We start from the raw sequence: 14,616 nt of genomic DNA, 5'->3' as shown, positions 1-14,616 counted from the left end.
CGGTAATTCTGAGGTGACAAGTATAAATTCAAAAAAATGATGCGTTCGATTACTTTTCACACAAAACCACGTTCAGACTTTAATTCTTGCCTGGTTTTTAAACAAAAACGAGCCCATCGGGCCCGTTTTTGTCGTTTTGTGATTTACTGCACTGCCACTATCCGCTCATCTTTCACTACCAGCTGCACTTCTTTACCGGGAATAAGTTCACCGGAAAGGATTTGCTGCGCCAGCGGGTTTTCGATCTGCTGCTGGATGGCTCGTTTTAACGGCCGCGCACCGTACACCGGATCGTAACCATTCGCACTGAGTAGCTTCAGCGCCTCATCGGACATGCGCACTTCATAGCCACGCTCTTCCAGACGCTTGTACAGACGCTGCAGCTGAATCTGAGCAATAGAGGCAATGTGTTTTTCACCCAGCGGGTGGAACACCACAACCTCATCTATACGGTTGATGAATTCCGGACGGAAGCTTTGGCTAACAACGCCCATAATCACATCTTTCATATGACTATAATCCAGCTCACCAAACCGCTCCTGAATCAGATCGGAGCCGAGGTTAGAGGTCATAATGACGACCGTATTACGGAAATCGACCGTTCTCCCCTGCCCGTCCGTCAAGCGCCCATCATCCAGCACCTGCAGCAGAATGTTGAACACATCAGGATGCGCTTTTTCGACCTCATCCAGCAAAATCACCGAGTAAGGACGACGGCGCACGGCTTCCGTCAGATAACCGCCCTCTTCGTAACCGACGTATCCCGGAGGCGCACCCACCAGCCGCGAGACGGAGTGTTTCTCCATAAACTCGGACATATCGATACGCACCATCGCGTCATCGCTGTCGAACATGAAGTTTGCTAGCGTTTTACACAGTTCGGTTTTACCGACACCGGTCGGCCCAAGGAACAGGAACGAGCCGATAGGACGGTTAGGATCGGACAAGCCGGCACGGCTACGGCGAATAGCGTTAGATACCGCCTCCACCGCTTCATTTTGGCCAATGACGCGGTGATGCAGATCCAGCTCCATACGCAGCAGTTTTTCACGTTCGCCTTCCAGCATTCGCGCGACCGGAATACCGGTCCAGCGAGCCAGCACTTCGGCAATTTCCGCATCCGTCACTTTATTACGCAACAGACGCATCGTTTTACCTTCAGACTGCGTGGCTGCTGCCAGCTGTTTTTCCAGCTCCGGGATTTTGCCGTACTGCAGTTCTGACATTCGGGCCAGGTCGCCAACGCGTCGCGCCTGCTCGATGGCAATTTTTGCCTGTTCCAGCTCGGCTTTAATCGTCTGCGTTCCGGAGAGCGACGCTTTTTCCGCCTTCCACTCCTCTTCTAATACGGAATACTGACGTTCTTTATCCGCCAGCTCTTCATTCAGCATATCCAGACGCTTCAGGCTTGCCTCATCGGCTTCTTTCTTCAGCGCCTGCTGCTCCAGCTTGAGCTGAATAATACGCCTGTCGAGTCGGTCGAGCTCTTCCGGCTTCGAGTCAATCTGCATACGAATACTGGAAGCGGCTTCATCAATCAGGTCAATCGCTTTGTCCGGCAGCTGGCGGTCGGCAATATAGCGATGCGACAGGGTCGCGGCCGCGACGATAGCCGGATCGGTGATCTGCACATGATGATGCAGCTCATAGCGCTCTTTTAAGCCACGCAGAATCGCAATGGTGTCTTCCACCGAAGGTTCAGCCACGAAGACTTTCTGGAAACGCCGCTCCAGCGCAGCATCTTTTTCAATATATTGCCGATACTCATCGAGGGTAGTCGCACCGACGCAGTGCAGTTCACCGCGCGCCAGCGCGGGCTTCAGCATATTACCTGCATCCATCGCGCCATCCGCTTTACCCGCGCCCACCATGGTATGCAGCTCGTCGATAAACAGAATGACGTTGCCTTCCTGCTTCGAGAGATCGTTCAGCACGCCTTTCAGGCGCTCTTCAAACTCGCCGCGATACTTAGCGCCCGCCACCAGCGCGCCCATGTCCAGCGCCAGTACCCGCCGGCCTTTTAGCCCTTCCGGTACTTCGCCGTTGACGATACGCTGCGCCAGCCCTTCGACAATAGCCGTTTTACCGACGCCAGGTTCACCGATAAGCACCGGGTTATTTTTAGTCCGCCGCTGCAGTACCTGAATAGTACGGCGAATCTCTTCATCACGACCAATGACCGGATCCAGCTTGCCCTGTTCAGCACGCTCGGTCAGATCGACGGTAAATTTTTTCAATGCCTGACGTTGGTCTTCGGCACCCTGATCGTTCACGCTTTCACCTCCACGCATTTGTTCAATCGCCTGAGTCACATTGGCGGTTGTTGCACCGGCAGATTTCAACAGGTCGGTTAGCGTACCGCGTGATTCAAGCGCCGCCAGAACGAACAGTTCCGACGAAATAAAGTTGTCCTTCCGCTTTTGCGCCAGCTTGTCGCAAAGGTTCAGAATACGCACCAGATCCTGCGACGGCTGCACGTCGCCGCCGGTGCCTTCCACCTGCGGTAAACGGCTCAACGCCTGAGTAATACTGGTGCTTAACTCGCCGGCGTTAATGCCCGCTGAAGTTAATAAAGGACGCACCGATCCCCCTTCCTGATTTAGCAAGGCGCTCATTAGATGAAGAGGTTCGATGAATTGGTTGTCGTGCCCTAGCGCGAGCGACTGGGCATCGGCAAGAGCAAGCTGGAATTTATTGGTAAGACGGTCCAGACGCATAACTCCTCCCATAACAGGTCAAATTTGCTACTGGAGATTAAATGAGGTCATCCCTCAATTATTCAAGGTTAAAGACCTGAACTATGCGAAAAATAAGTCTGCCTTCCGGACCGTCTTGATGCACCAGGTTATATCAGCCAGATAAAACTAGCCATACGACCCGTCGTCTTATCGCGACGATAAGAGAAAAAATCGTCCTTTTCGCTTAGCGTACAGCGATCGCCGCCGAAGATTTGCTCCACGCCGACGTTGGCCAGGCGCTGGCGAGCCAGCTGATAGATATCGGCAAAGTATTTCTCACCGACCGGACGAAAAGCGCTGTCGGCCTTCGCATCTTTGCTCATAAAGGCTTCGCGAACTTCCGCGCCGACTTCAAAAGCCTCGGGACCGATAGCCGGGCCGAGCCACGCCAGAATATTCTCCGGCTTATCGGCGAAGCAGGCGACCGTTTCCTCCAGCACGCCGTCGCATAATCCGCGCCAGCCCGCGTGGGCCGCCGCGACTTCGGTACCCGCACGGTTGCAAAAAAGCACCGGCAGGCAGTCAGCGGTCATCACCGCGCAAACGGTGCCCGGCGTATTACAGTATGACGCATCCGCACGTTTTGAGGCATACGGCCCGCCGTCGAGTTTCAGCACCGCCGTCCCGTGAACCTGTTCGAGCCACACCGGATACGCGGGGAGCCCGCCTGCAGCAAACATCCGCCGGCGGTTTTCTTCAACATCGGGCAGATTGTCTCCGCAATGGGCGCCCAAATTAAGCGAGCCATACGGAGGCAGGCTAACGCCGCCAACGCGCGTGGAGCTACAGGCCGCCACGCTTTCCGGCATTGGCCACTGCGGTACAATCAGTTTAGTCATAGCCAGTCAATACGGTCCTTGTGCTCTTCATAATCGGCGCGCATCGCGTCAATCAGCTCAACCATATCCTGAGGGATCGGCGCGTGCCACTCCATCTCAATACCGCTGATCGGGTGATACAGACGCAGCATTGTAGCGTGCAGAGCCTGACGATCGAACTGGCGCAGTGCGGTGATGAACTCCTCTGACGCCCCTTTTGGCGGACGCGGACGGCCGCCGTAGACCTGATCGCCAACCAGCGGATGGGTGATGTGCGCCATGTGTACGCGGATCTGGTGGGTACGGCCGGTTTCCAGACGCAGACGCAGGCGCGTATGAATGCGGAAATGCTCCATAATGCGGTAATGCGTTACCGCCGGTTTACCCATCGGGTGCACCGCCATATGCGTACGCTTCGTCGGGTGACGACTAATCGGTTCTTCTACCGTGCCGCCAGAGGTCATGTGACCAATCGCTACCGCTTCATATTCACGGGTGATTTCGCGCAGCTGCAGCGACTCCACCAGACGCGTTTGCGCCGGGATGGTTTTCGCCACAACCATCAGGCCGGTGGTGTCCTTATCCAGTCGGTGGACAATGCCCGCACGCGGAACATCGGCAATCGTCGGACAGTAGTGCAGCAGCGCATTCAGCACAGTACCGTCAGGATTGCCCGCCCCCGGATGGACGACCAGGCCGCGCGGCTTATTGATCACGAGGATGTCGTCATCCTCGTAGACGATATTGAGCGGAATATCCTGCGGTTCGAAGCGCACATCTTCTTCGATTTCAACATCGATAGAGACGCTTTCTCCCCCTAAAACTTTCTCTTTCGGCTTGTCGCTGACAGCGCCGTTTACCAGCACTCGCTGGTCAAGGATCCATTCTTTTATGCGCGAACGCGAATAATCCGGGAACATTTCGGCCAAAGCCTGATCTAAGCGTTGCCCGAGTTGATTTTCGGACACCGTTGCGGTGAGTTGTACTCGTTGTGCCATATACAGCTTCTTCGTTTAACGTTGGGTTTTACGGCTTTGCCGTATAATATAGTGTGCTATTGTAGCTGGTCTTAATCGGGAGCAGGAACAGAGATTCTCCCGCATAAACATTTTGAGGAAGTCAAAACGTCATGACGCGCATGAAATACCTGGTGGCAGCTGCCACACTGAGCCTGGCTTTGGTGGGTTGCTCCGGCTCAAAGGAAGAGGTGCCTGATAATCCGCCGAATGAAATCTACGCGACTGCCCAGCAAAAACTGCAGGACGGTAACTGGAAACAGGCAATAACGCAACTGGAAGCGTTGGATAATCGCTATCCGTTCGGCCCTTATTCCCAACAGGTACAGCTGGACCTGATTTATGCGTACTACAAAAATGCCGATCTGCCGTTAGCTCAGGCGGCCATCGACCGCTTTGTTCGTCTGAACCCTACCCATCCTAACATTGATTACGTCATTTATATGCGTGGTCTGACAAATATGGCTCTGGATGATAGCGCGCTGCAAGGATTCTTCGGTGTCGATCGCTCCGATCGCGACCCGCAGCACGCACGCGACGCCTTCAATGACTTCTCGAAACTGGTGCGCGGCTATCCGAACAGCCAGTATTCGACCGATGCCTACAAACGTATGGTGTTCCTGAAGGATCGTCTGGCGAAGTACGAACTGTCGGTCGTTGATTACTATACCGACCGCGGCGCGTGGGTTGCCGTCGTAAACCGCGTTGACGGCATGCTGCGTAGCTATCCGGATGCGCAGGCTACCCGTGACGCATTGCCGAAAATGGAAAACGCCTATCGCCAGATGCAAATGAACGCACAGGCAGATAAGGTGGCCAAAATTATCGCGGCTAACGGCAAAAACACCTGATCGCTTTTGAGGTAAGCAAAACGGCAGCCCCAGGGCTGCCGTTTTTTTATTCATATGAGCTATACGCTGAAGCGTTTTAGCGTCAAGTCATCCTATCAAATATGACGCTCTTTCCCTCGTTCGACAAGTAAAATATCCCCCGTTCCTGTCCTGCCTCACAAATTGCATTCGTTGACAAAAAGTGACATTAAAATGTGATTTAGATCACGCATTTTGACATTGGGCGAGGTATGCTGAGTTCACCAAGACGGGAAAGACAAGAGGTAAAATTTATGACAATGAACATTACCAGTAAACAAATGGAAATTACTCCGGCTATTCGCCAGCATGTCGCAGACCGTCTCGCCAAATTGGATAAATGGCAAACCCACTTAATCAACCCGCACATCATTCTCTCCAAGGAGCCTCAGGGTTTTGTCGCTGACGCAACCATCAATACGCCAAACGGTCACCTGGTTGCCAGCGCGCGAAGTGAAGATATGTACGTCGCGATCAACGAATTAATCAACAAGCTGGAACGGCAGCTGAACAAAGTGCAACACAAAGGGGAAGCCCGCCGCGCCGCAACATCGGTGAAAGAGGCAGGCTTTGTGGAAGAAGAAGAGTAATCCTGAACTTTACTGTCCTTAACTTAATATTGTGTAACGCCACGCGCCTTCGGGCGCGTTTTTTATTGACAGGATGAAAACAGTCCGGGTACTGTAATCCCAGCCGATTAAAGGAATTTATCTTGAAATTACTGCCGTTCTTCTTCGCATTCTTTTTTACCTTCCCCTAACCGGGAGGCAATTCGTCGTGTGATAAAGAATGCGAAGACGAACTACAAGGCCTCCCACCAGGGAGGCCTTTTTTATTTATGCCCGCTATTTTTCAGGCTGCACGCGCGCTATCGGTAGCTCGAACGATTTAGGGTATCTAAACCAATAACAAGAAAGGCAACACATATGACCGAGGAAAATCCATTACTGGCCCTGCGCGATAAGATAAGCGCCCTGGATGAGAAGCTGCTCGCGCTGCTTGCAGAGCGCCGCGGGCTGGCTGTCGAAGTCGGCAAGGCCAAGCTGGCGTCGCATCGCCCGGTACGCGATATCGACCGCGAGCGTGACCTGCTGGAGCGCCTGATGACGCTGGGCAAAGCCCACCATCTGGATGCACACTACATCACCCGCCTGTTCCAGCTGATCATCGAGGATTCCGTTCTCACCCAGCAAACCCTGCTGCAACAGCACCTGAATAAGATCAACCCACATTCAGCGCGCGTCGCTTTTCTGGGACCAAAAGGGTCATACTCGCACCTTGCCGCCCGGCAATACGCGGCCCGTCATTTTGAACAGTTTATCGAAAGCGGCTGCGCCAGGTTTGCGGATATCTTCGACCAGGTTGAAACCGGCCAGGCTGACTACGCGGTAGTGCCAATCGAAAACACCAGCTCTGGCGGGATCAACGACGTCTACGATCTGCTGCAGCACACCACCCTGTCGATCGTTGGCGAACTGACGATCCCTATCGATCACTGCGTCCTGGTTGCCGCCTCTACCGATCCGCAGCAAATTAACACCGTCTACAGCCATCCGCAGCCGTTCCAGCAGTGTAGCCAGTACCTAAGCCGCTATCCGCACTGGAAAATCGAATATACCGAAAGTACCTCGGCGGCAATGGAGAAAGTCGCGCAGGCCAAATCGCCAACCATCGCGGCGCTGGGCAGCGAAGCCGGCGGTGCGCTGTACGGGCTGCAGGTACTTGAACACTGCGAGGCCAACCAGACGCAAAATATCACCCGCTTCCTGATACTGGCGCGCAAGGCGGTGAACGTCTCCGATCAGGTTCCGGCAAAAACCACCCTGCTCATAGCGACCGGCCAGCAGGCGGGTGCGCTGGTAGAAGCGCTGCTGGTACTGCGCAACCACAACCTGATCATGACCAAGCTGGAGTCGCGCCCAATCTACGGCAACCCGTGGGAAGAGATGTTTTATCTGGATATCCAGGCCAACCTGGAATCCATCCCCATGCGCAAAGCGCTCAAAGAGCTGGCGGAGATCACCCGCTCAATGAAGGTACTGGGCTGCTATCCTGGCGAAAACGTGGTGCCCGTCGAGCCGATCTAACGCTCGATGAACGCCCGCTTCTTCATCCCTGCCACCACAACCGGCAGGGTGAAGATCGCGCCGGAGAGCGGATATTTCGCCACTTCATCCGCAGCCATGTTTTCCCGGGTGGTGGTGATAAACAGCGTACGCATATCCGCCCCGCCAAAACAGACCATTGTCGGGCAGCGTACCGGCAGACGATACTCTTCCAGCTGTTCGCCGGTCGGCGAGAAGCGGGCTATACGCCAGCCGTCAAACATCGCGCTCCAGTAGCACCCTTCGACATCGATAGCCGCGCCGTCAGGAATACCTTCCCCCGGCTGAAAGCGCCGGAAAACCTCGCGCCTGCCCGGCTCGCCCTGCTCATCCAGCGGCGTACGGTAGATAACGGCATTCGGCGTATCGGAGGTATACATCCAGCGCCGGTCCTCGCTAAAGGCAAGGCCGTTAGCGCCCCGGATATCGCACTGAATGACCCGCGGGGTAAGATCGCTGTCAATACGCACCAGAAGCGCGCCGTTATAATCTCCCGGCGCCCAGAAGGTGCCGGCATAAAAGCGCCCGTCGCGATCGGTCCCGCCGTCGTTAAAACGGGCCAGCTGCGGGTTGCTTGGGTTGTCGCAGATTTTTCGACGCAGCAGGCCGCGCGCGTCGGTTAACCAGATAGCGCTACGCAGCGCCACGATAAAGCCGCCCTTCTCGCGCAGCGCAAAGCAGCCGACCTCTTCAGGAAACTGCAGGACCTGATGCTCACCGCTGTGCATCTCGTAACGGTGAATTTCGCCCGCCATAATATCGGCCCAGTATAGAGCTTGCTCAGCCTCATTCCAGGTCGGGCATTCCGGCAGGTGTCCGGCGTAATCAAACAGCGGTTGTGGTTCAGCCATCGTTTTCATCCCTATAAAAAAAGCCAGCGGGTTGCCCCTCTGGCTTTGATTATATATGGTTTTCAGCTACTGCCGATTATCATTCGCCTGGCGCAGCAGCGTGCGGCTTTCGCTCTGGAAGCGCTGGGCATAATCGCCAAACCAGTGCTCAACTTTGCGGAAGCTGTCGATAAACGCCTGCTTATCTCCCTGCTCCAGCAGGCCAATCGCCTCGCCAAAACGCTGGTAGTAGCGCTTAATCAATGCCAGGTTACTCTCCGACGACATAATAATGTCGGCGTAGAGCTGCGGATCCTGGGCGAAGAGCCGGCCCACCATCGCCAGCTCAAGGCGGTAAATCGGTGACGACAGCGCCAGCAGCTGCTCCAGGCGAACGTTCTCCTCCGCCAGGTGCAGGCCATAGGCAAAGGTCGCAAAGTGGCGCAGAGCCTGAATAAACGCCATATTCTGATCGTGCTCAACGGCGCTGATGCGATGCAGACGGGCGCCCCAAACCTGAATTTGCTCAAGGAACCACTGATAGGCTTCCGGCTGGCGGCCGTCGCAGTAGACCACAACCTGCTTGGCGAGGCTGCCGCTGTCCGGACCGAACATCGGATGTAAGCCCAGCACCGGGCCATTATGCGCCGCCAGCATCGCCTGCAGCGGCTCCGCTTTAATTGATGCCAGGTCAACCAAAATGCAGTCCGCCGGCAGCGAAGGCAGGCGGGCAATCGTTTCAGCCGTGGTATGAATGGGGACGCTGACGATCACCATCCCGGCGTCGGCAACAATCTCCGTCGCCCGCGGCCAGTCTTCTTTCTCCAGAATACGTACCCGGTAGCCTGAAAGCGTCAGCATTTTCTCGAACAGGCGCCCCATCTGCCCGCCGCCGCCGACAATCACCACCGGCCGCAGGTTCGGACAGAGGGTTTTAAAGCCTTTGTCGTTTTCGCTGGAATAGGACTCGCGCATCACGCGGCGCAGCACGTCTTCAATCAGATCCGGCGGCACGCCGAGCGCGGCCGCCTCTTCGCGGCGGGAGGCCAGCATCGCCGCCTCCCGCTCCGGGACGTAAATGGGCAGGCCGTATTTGCTCTTGACCTCGCCCACTTCTGCCACCAGCTCGAGGCGTTTAGCCAGCAGGCTCAGCAGCGCCTTATCAACTTCATCAATTTGATCGCGCAACGCGGTCAGTTCAGCAACCATACTATCCTCTTACGCCAGACGAGCCGCCAGATGGCCGCGCAGATCCTTATCAAGTTCGCGGAGCAACGCATCGGTGGTTTCCCAGCTGATGCAAGCATCGGTGACGGATACGCCGTATTTCATATCACAACGCGGCTGCTCAGAGGACTGGTTGCCTTCGTGGATATTACTCTCAATCATCAGGCCAATAATGGAACGATTGCCATCCTTGATCTGCGCGACGACGGATTCTGCCACCGCTGGCTGACGGCGGTAGTCTTTATTGGAATTACCATGACTGCAATCTACCATCAGCGACGGCTTCAGTCCCGCCTGGGTCATCTCTTTTTCGCACTGCTCGACGTCCTGCGGGCCGTAGTTTGGCGCTTTACCGCCGCGCAGAATGACGTGACCATCCGGGTTGCCCTGGGTTTGCAGCAGGCAGACCTGGCCGGCCTGGTTAATCCCGACAAAGCGGTGCGGCATCGCTGCGGCGCGCATGGCGTTGATCGCCGTCGCCAGGCTACCGTCGGTACCGTTTTTAAAGCCGACCGGCATTGACAGGCCGGATGCCATTTCGCGGTGCGTCTGGGATTCAGTGGTACGTGCGCCGATAGCCGACCAGCTGAACAGATCGCCGAGGTACTGCGGGCTGTTAGGATCCAGCGCTTCAGTGGCCAGCGGCAGCCCCATATTGACCAGCTCGACCAGCAGCCGACGCGCAATCTTCAGACCCCCTTCAACATCAAACGAGCCATCCATGTGCGGATCGTTAATCAGCCCTTTCCAACCGACGGTGGTGCGGGGTTTTTCAAAATAGACGCGCATGACCAGGTAGAGGCTATCGCTGACCTCTTCGGCAAGTGCTTTAAAACGATGAGCGTACTCAATTGCCGCTTCCGGATCGTGAATTGAGCAAGGACCGCAGACCACCAGCAGGCGCGGATCGCGGCCGGCAATGATCTCAGAAATGGTCCGGCGAGACTGCGCGATCTGCGCTTCCTGCTCGATATTCAGTGGAAACTCAGCTTTCAGCTGGTCCGGGGTCAGTAAAACCTGTTCGTCGGTAATATGTACGTTATTCAGCGCGTCTTTTTGCATGATTGCGATCCTGGGTAGCTCGTTTGCGATAATGTTTTCCTCACTGAGGAGAACGTAACGATACCACACAAAGTAAAGATTTCAATCCATATTCCGTAAATTTTACTTTACACCAGCAAAATAAATGGCCCTTTATCCGCCATTAAACGTAAACTTAAATTAACACCACCCGCAGCAGCCGCCAAATAATTATCCGTCGGGCCACCTTTTCTTTACGAAAAATCCTGGCCAAAATTAACCCATTGCAAAGACCGTGGCTAATGACGATTTTCACCAACAATGCTATTCTTCGGCCGGGCAACAGCGCGCTGCAATTCACGTACCATGACGAACCAGACGGATCCGTTAATGAAACAATTTCACCGTCTTTTTTTGATGTCTTTGTTATTCATCGTGAGCTATCCCGCTTTTGCCGCCGGGCCGTCTGCAAATGTGCGAGCCATTGTTTCAGGGATCGTGACGTACACCCGCTGGCCAGAACTCTCCGCCCCGCCCAGGTTGTGTATTTTCTCTACGTCACGCTACACCCAAAGTCTGACCCAGCAATCGCCTGAGGCTTTGCCCTACCAGCCGGTCGTTGTTCACAGCACAGAGGAAGCGTTGAATACGGTTTGTGATGGTTTTTATTTTGGTAGCGAATCGCCGTCACAGCAGTCCGAATTCACCTCTAAATACCGGCCAAGGCCCCTATTACTTATCGCGGAACAGAATACCGAATGCGCTATTGGCAGTGCTTTTTGCCTGATCATCAATGACGACAGGGTCAAATTCTCCGTTAATCTTGATGTCCTGACGCACAGCGGTGTGCGGGTCAATCCAGATGTACTGATGCTTGCCCGGAAAAACGCACATGAATAAGGATTATCCTAAGGGCCCGCGCCCCACCTTCAAAAGAGCGCTACGCCGTATCAGCATGATAAGCGTAATCATATCGATGACTCTGGTCTGGCTGCTGCTCAGCACCGCCTCCGTATTTACGCTGAAACAATACGCGCAGAAGAATCTCGAGCTCACTGCCGCCACAATGAGCCGCAGCCTTGAAGCGGCGCTGGTGTTTGGCGACAGCGCGGCGGCAGAAGATACGCTGGCGACGCTGGGGAAGCAGGGACAGTTTTCCAAAGCGCTGGTGCTTGATAGCCAGAAAAAGCATTTTGCCCTCTGGCATAACCACGATCTGGTGAGTGAAGAAAAACTCAGCGGCCTTATCAGCAAATGGCTTTTCCCACAGCCCACCGTGCAGCCCATCTGGCATGAAGGGAAAATGATCGGCGAGCTTCGCCTGACGGCGCTGGATCGGCTGATAAGCCACTTCCTCGGTATTTCCATTATCGTGCTGACCGGTAGCATCCTGCTGGCGTCCTTTATCGCCCTGCTGCTGACCCACTCCCTGCACCGCGGCATCGTTACCGCTCTGCAGAGCATTACCGAAGTGGTGCACGATATCCGCGAAAACCGCCACTTCTCTCGTCGCGTTCCCGAAGAGCACATTGAAGAGTTTCATCTTTTCGCCCAGGACTTTAATAGCCTGCTCGGCGAGATGGAGGACTGGCAGCGGCAGCTGCAGGCCAAAAACGCCCAGCTTCTGCGCAGCTCTCTGCACGATCCGCTGACCGGGCTTGCCAACCGCGCGGCGTTTCGTAACGTCATCAGCAAACTGATGAATGACGACGTCACCCACCGCAGCTCCGCGCTCTTATTCCTTGATGGCGACAACTTCAAGCTCATCAACGATAACTGGGGGCACGCGACGGGCGATAAGGTCTTAATCGAAGTGGCCAGCCGGCTGATGGCGTTTGCCGGTACCGACCATCAGGCGTGGCGGCTAGGCGGTGACGAATTTGCCATTCTGCTGCGCAATGTCCACACCGAGGCTGAAGTCCAGGCGCAGTGCGCCTTACTCTCGGCACAGTTTCTCCAGCCGTTTAATCTGCACAACGGCCACACCGCTACCCTGTCGCTCAGCATTGGTTACGCGCTGGCGTGGGAGCATACTTCTGCCGAAAATCTGCAAGAGTTTGCCGATCAAAATATGTATCGGATGAAACATCAGCGTTTACAGCAGGTACAAAAATAAAAGGAATCATCATGCTCAGGAAATATTTTGCTCCCGCTCTGCTGGCCGCGGTTTTTCTCACCGGCTGCCAGGCTCCGCAAGGAAAATTCTCTCAGCAGCAGGTTGCGGCGATGAAGTCCTACGGCTTTACGGAAAGTAACGGCGACTGGTCCCTGGGCCTCTCTGACACCATTCTGTTTGATAAAAATGACTACCGCCTGCGTCCCGAGAGCCAGCAGCAAATTCACAGCATGGCTTCTCGCCTTGCCTCAACCGGGATTACGCACAGTCGTTTAGATGGTCATACGGATAACTATGGCGAAGATGGCTACAACGAGATGCTGTCGCTGAAACGCGCAAACAGCGTCGCTGACGCCTGGGCGGAAGGTGCCAGCATCCCGCGCAGCAATTTAACGACCCGCGGGTTAGGTAAAAAATATCCGATTGCCAGTAACGATACGGCCAAAGGTCGTGCCGAAAACCGCCGGGTGACGGTGGTTATCAGCACGCCTTAACCCCCTTAGTCTACTGAACTGGCGAGCGTCACGGCGCTGGCCGCACGCCAGCGCAGATAGTCCACGGCAACACACAGCAGCAGGCTGGCACCCATCAGCGGCAGCGCCAGCCCCAGCAGGACGGCCATCACCAGCGTGAGCGTACGGGCGGGCCATGCCAGATTAAGCCAGGCCTGCACCAGCGTCCCGGCCGGATTAAACGCCGCCTTCGGCGGACGGCGGATCCACCATAAGCGATACCCCACGACTATCATCACGCACAGCGCCGCGCCAAAGGCGATCAGCAGCAGCTGATTCGCCAGGCCAAAGAGGATCCCCATGTGGAAATCGACGCCCCAGCGGGTGAGTTTCGCCATCAGCGGGAAATCGGCAAAGCGCGTACGGTCAACAACCTGCATCCGCTCACCGTCAATCGCTACCGCATCCACCCGGGTCGGCCAGCTTCGGTCTATTTCGTTCACCGTCCAGGCGAACCCCGCCCCTTTGGGAGGGCGAATCTCAAGCTTGCTGGCATCGAGACCTGCGCTACGTGCGAGCGTCAGCACCTGGTCAAACTGCTCGCCCTTCAGCGGCGGCATCGTTTCGGGCATCGCCATATTCCCCATATGATGCTCAGCATGGGCATCATGAGCCATCGGCATCATGGCGTGCAGCCGGGCGTTGACCTGCGGCGTCAGCCAGCCAAAAGCGGCGCGCATCTTATCGACATTATCTCCGGCCCACTGCGACCAGGTTAAGCCGGTCGCTGAGAACAGCAGCATTCCCGCCAGCAGCACCCAGCCGAGGGAAGCATGCAGCCGGCGCGTATTTTGCTGGCGGTTATTGATGCGCCGGCGTGGCCGGGTCATGGCCCATAGCGCAATGCCCCCCAGCGCGGCAACCCACATCCAGGATGCCGCCAGCTCGCTATACAGCCGCCCGATATTTCCTGCCAGCAGGGACCTGTGCGCATAATCAATCCACTGGCGCAGGGGCAAAATACCGCTGGTGCCATAGACCGTCATATCGCCTTTAACCTGCAGGGTTACCGGATCGATAAACAGCGCCCGGGATTCTGACTCTCCCAGCTGCGGGTCGGCGAACATCACCCGCGTGGTCTCGCCGGCGACCATGGCCGGGCGCACCGCCTGCAGGCGAAGATTTCCCTGCGTTAGCGTCTCTGCGGCCGCTATTTGGGCACTCAGCGGCTGCTTCTCCCCGCCGGGTGTCGCGCTCAGCGCGTCGTGATACAGCCAGTTTTCCAGCTGCGGCGTGGCCACATACAGCGTACCGGTTAGCGCAGCCACGAAGATAAACGGCCCGATAAACAGGCCAATATAAAAATGAAGACGTCGCAGCAGGTTCAGCCATGCCGCGCGCGAGGTACAGGTAGTCATACTTTTC

The 14,616-nt window shown here is 55.8% G+C and carries 14 protein-coding genes and 1 other annotated feature; of the genes, 7 read left to right on the top strand and 7 right to left on the bottom strand.

The features are described from left to right. Positions 1-143: 143 nt before the first annotated feature. From clpB to rluD, 3 genes are all read right to left on the bottom strand, one after another. On the bottom strand, positions 144-2,717 hold the full coding sequence (gene clpB, locus RTE01_RS21480) for an ATP-dependent chaperone ClpB (protein WP_141335342.1): 2,574 nt from the start codon (positions 2,715-2,717) through the stop codon (positions 144-146). Positions 2,718-2,845: 128 nt separating this feature from the next. Further along, the gene (gene yfiH / locus RTE01_RS21475; protein ID WP_115192099.1) at positions 2,846-3,577 is read right to left on the bottom strand and encodes a purine nucleoside phosphorylase YfiH; all 732 of its coding nucleotides are present in this window, start codon (positions 3,575-3,577) and stop codon (positions 2,846-2,848) included. Further along, positions 3,574-4,554, bottom strand: a complete 981-nt coding sequence (rluD, locus tag RTE01_RS21470) for a 23S rRNA pseudouridine(1911/1915/1917) synthase RluD (protein WP_041146778.1) — start codon at positions 4,552-4,554, stop codon at positions 3,574-3,576. The genes yfiH and rluD overlap by 4 nt, the downstream gene beginning before the upstream one ends. Positions 4,555-4,685: 131 nt before the next feature. On the opposite strand from rluD, the gene bamD reads away from it, so the two are divergent. From bamD to pheA, 4 genes are all read left to right on the top strand, one after another. Continuing rightward, a complete protein-coding gene (gene bamD, locus RTE01_RS21465) occupies positions 4,686-5,423 on the top strand; it encodes an outer membrane protein assembly factor BamD (RefSeq protein WP_041146779.1) in 738 nt (245 codons plus the stop codon). 272 nt (positions 5,424-5,695) lie between these two features. After that, positions 5,696-6,031: a ribosome-associated translation inhibitor RaiA gene (gene raiA / locus RTE01_RS21460; protein ID WP_041146780.1), complete on the top strand. Its 336-nt coding sequence runs from the start codon at positions 5,696-5,698 to the stop codon at positions 6,029-6,031. A 121-nt stretch (positions 6,032-6,152) separates the two neighbouring features. Beyond that, positions 6,153-6,277, top strand: a sequence feature (Phe leader region). Further along, positions 6,154-6,201, top strand: a complete 48-nt coding sequence (gene pheL, locus RTE01_RS26270) for a pheA operon leader peptide PheL (RefSeq protein ID WP_121497579.1) — start codon at positions 6,154-6,156, stop codon at positions 6,199-6,201. (Overlaps the previous feature by 48 nt.) A gap of 90 nt (positions 6,278-6,367) precedes the next feature. Next, positions 6,368-7,528, top strand: coding sequence for a bifunctional chorismate mutase/prephenate dehydratase (pheA, locus tag RTE01_RS21455; protein ID WP_041146781.1), 1,161 nt, complete (start codon positions 6,368-6,370; stop codon positions 7,526-7,528). On the opposite strand, the gene RTE01_RS21450 is transcribed toward pheA, so the two are convergent. The 3 genes from RTE01_RS21450 to aroF form a co-directional block, all read right to left on the bottom strand. Further along, positions 7,525-8,397, bottom strand: a complete 873-nt coding sequence (locus tag RTE01_RS21450) for an SMP-30/gluconolactonase/LRE family protein (RefSeq protein WP_134527312.1) — start codon at positions 8,395-8,397, stop codon at positions 7,525-7,527. The genes pheA and RTE01_RS21450 overlap by 4 nt on opposite strands. A 66-nt stretch (positions 8,398-8,463) precedes the next feature. Further along, on the bottom strand, positions 8,464-9,585 hold the full coding sequence (tyrA, locus tag RTE01_RS21445) for a bifunctional chorismate mutase/prephenate dehydrogenase (RefSeq protein ID WP_041146782.1): 1,122 nt from the start codon (positions 9,583-9,585) through the stop codon (positions 8,464-8,466). Between the two features lie 9 nt (positions 9,586-9,594). Continuing rightward, positions 9,595-10,665, bottom strand: coding sequence for a 3-deoxy-7-phosphoheptulonate synthase AroF (aroF, locus tag RTE01_RS21440; RefSeq protein WP_041146783.1), 1,071 nt, complete (start codon positions 10,663-10,665; stop codon positions 9,595-9,597). A gap of 348 nt (positions 10,666-11,013) precedes the next feature. On the opposite strand from aroF, the gene RTE01_RS21435 reads away from it, so the two are divergent. Genes RTE01_RS21435 through RTE01_RS21425 form a run of 3 tightly spaced genes read left to right on the top strand, consistent with a single transcriptional unit; the run spans position 11,014 to position 13,233 of the window. Further along, positions 11,014-11,523 (top strand): YfiR family protein, encoded by a 510-nt coding sequence (locus RTE01_RS21435; protein WP_071844964.1) that lies wholly within the window; start codon positions 11,014-11,016, stop codon positions 11,521-11,523. Continuing rightward, on the top strand, positions 11,516-12,739 hold the full coding sequence (gene dgcN / locus RTE01_RS21430; RefSeq protein WP_135184137.1) for a diguanylate cyclase DgcN: 1,224 nt from the start codon (positions 11,516-11,518) through the stop codon (positions 12,737-12,739). The genes RTE01_RS21435 and dgcN overlap by 8 nt, the downstream gene beginning before the upstream one ends. A gap of 11 nt (positions 12,740-12,750) precedes the next feature. Beyond that, positions 12,751-13,233, top strand: a complete 483-nt coding sequence (locus tag RTE01_RS21425) for an OmpA family protein (protein WP_041146785.1) — start codon at positions 12,751-12,753, stop codon at positions 13,231-13,233. Positions 13,234-13,238: 5 nt separating this feature from the next. Here RTE01_RS21425 and RTE01_RS21420 read toward each other — a convergent pair whose 3' ends face one another. Then, complete coding sequence (locus RTE01_RS21420) at positions 13,239-14,609, bottom strand: PepSY-associated TM helix domain-containing protein (RefSeq protein WP_134527318.1); 1,371 nt, start codon at positions 14,607-14,609, stop codon at positions 13,239-13,241. Positions 14,610-14,616: the final 7 nt, after the last annotated feature.

This window comes from Klebsiella terrigena (assembly GCF_006539725.1).
Classification (GTDB): Bacteria; Pseudomonadota; Gammaproteobacteria; order Enterobacterales; family Enterobacteriaceae; genus Klebsiella; species Klebsiella terrigena.
This window is presented reverse-complemented; position numbering and strand designations above follow the sequence as displayed.

Bases quoted from the DNA above. Each gene is read 5' to 3' on its own strand.
- clpB (WP_141335342.1), bottom strand. From the start codon at position 2,717: ATGCGTCTGGACCGTCTTACCAATAAATTCCAGCTTGCTCTTGCCGAT.
- yfiH (WP_115192099.1), bottom strand. From the start codon at position 3,577: ATGACTAAACTGATTGTACCGCAGTGGCCAATGCCGGAAAGCGTGGCG.
- rluD (WP_041146778.1), bottom strand. From the start codon at position 4,554: ATGGCACAACGAGTACAACTCACCGCAACGGTGTCCGAAAATCAACTC.
- bamD (WP_041146779.1), top strand. From the start codon at position 4,686: ATGACGCGCATGAAATACCTGGTGGCAGCTGCCACACTGAGCCTGGCT.
- raiA (WP_041146780.1), top strand. From the start codon at position 5,696: ATGACAATGAACATTACCAGTAAACAAATGGAAATTACTCCGGCTATT.
- pheA (WP_041146781.1), top strand. From the start codon at position 6,368: ATGACCGAGGAAAATCCATTACTGGCCCTGCGCGATAAGATAAGCGCC.
- RTE01_RS21450 (WP_134527312.1), bottom strand. From the start codon at position 8,397: ATGGCTGAACCACAACCGCTGTTTGATTACGCCGGACACCTGCCGGAA.
- tyrA (WP_041146782.1), bottom strand. From the start codon at position 9,585: ATGGTTGCTGAACTGACCGCGTTGCGCGATCAAATTGATGAAGTTGAT.
- aroF (WP_041146783.1), bottom strand. From the start codon at position 10,665: ATGCAAAAAGACGCGCTGAATAACGTACATATTACCGACGAACAGGTT.
- RTE01_RS21435 (WP_071844964.1), top strand. From the start codon at position 11,014: ATGAAACAATTTCACCGTCTTTTTTTGATGTCTTTGTTATTCATCGTG.
- dgcN (WP_135184137.1), top strand. From the start codon at position 11,516: ATGAATAAGGATTATCCTAAGGGCCCGCGCCCCACCTTCAAAAGAGCG.
- RTE01_RS21425 (WP_041146785.1), top strand. From the start codon at position 12,751: ATGCTCAGGAAATATTTTGCTCCCGCTCTGCTGGCCGCGGTTTTTCTC.
- RTE01_RS21420 (WP_134527318.1), bottom strand. From the start codon at position 14,609: ATGACTACCTGTACCTCGCGCGCGGCATGGCTGAACCTGCTGCGACGT.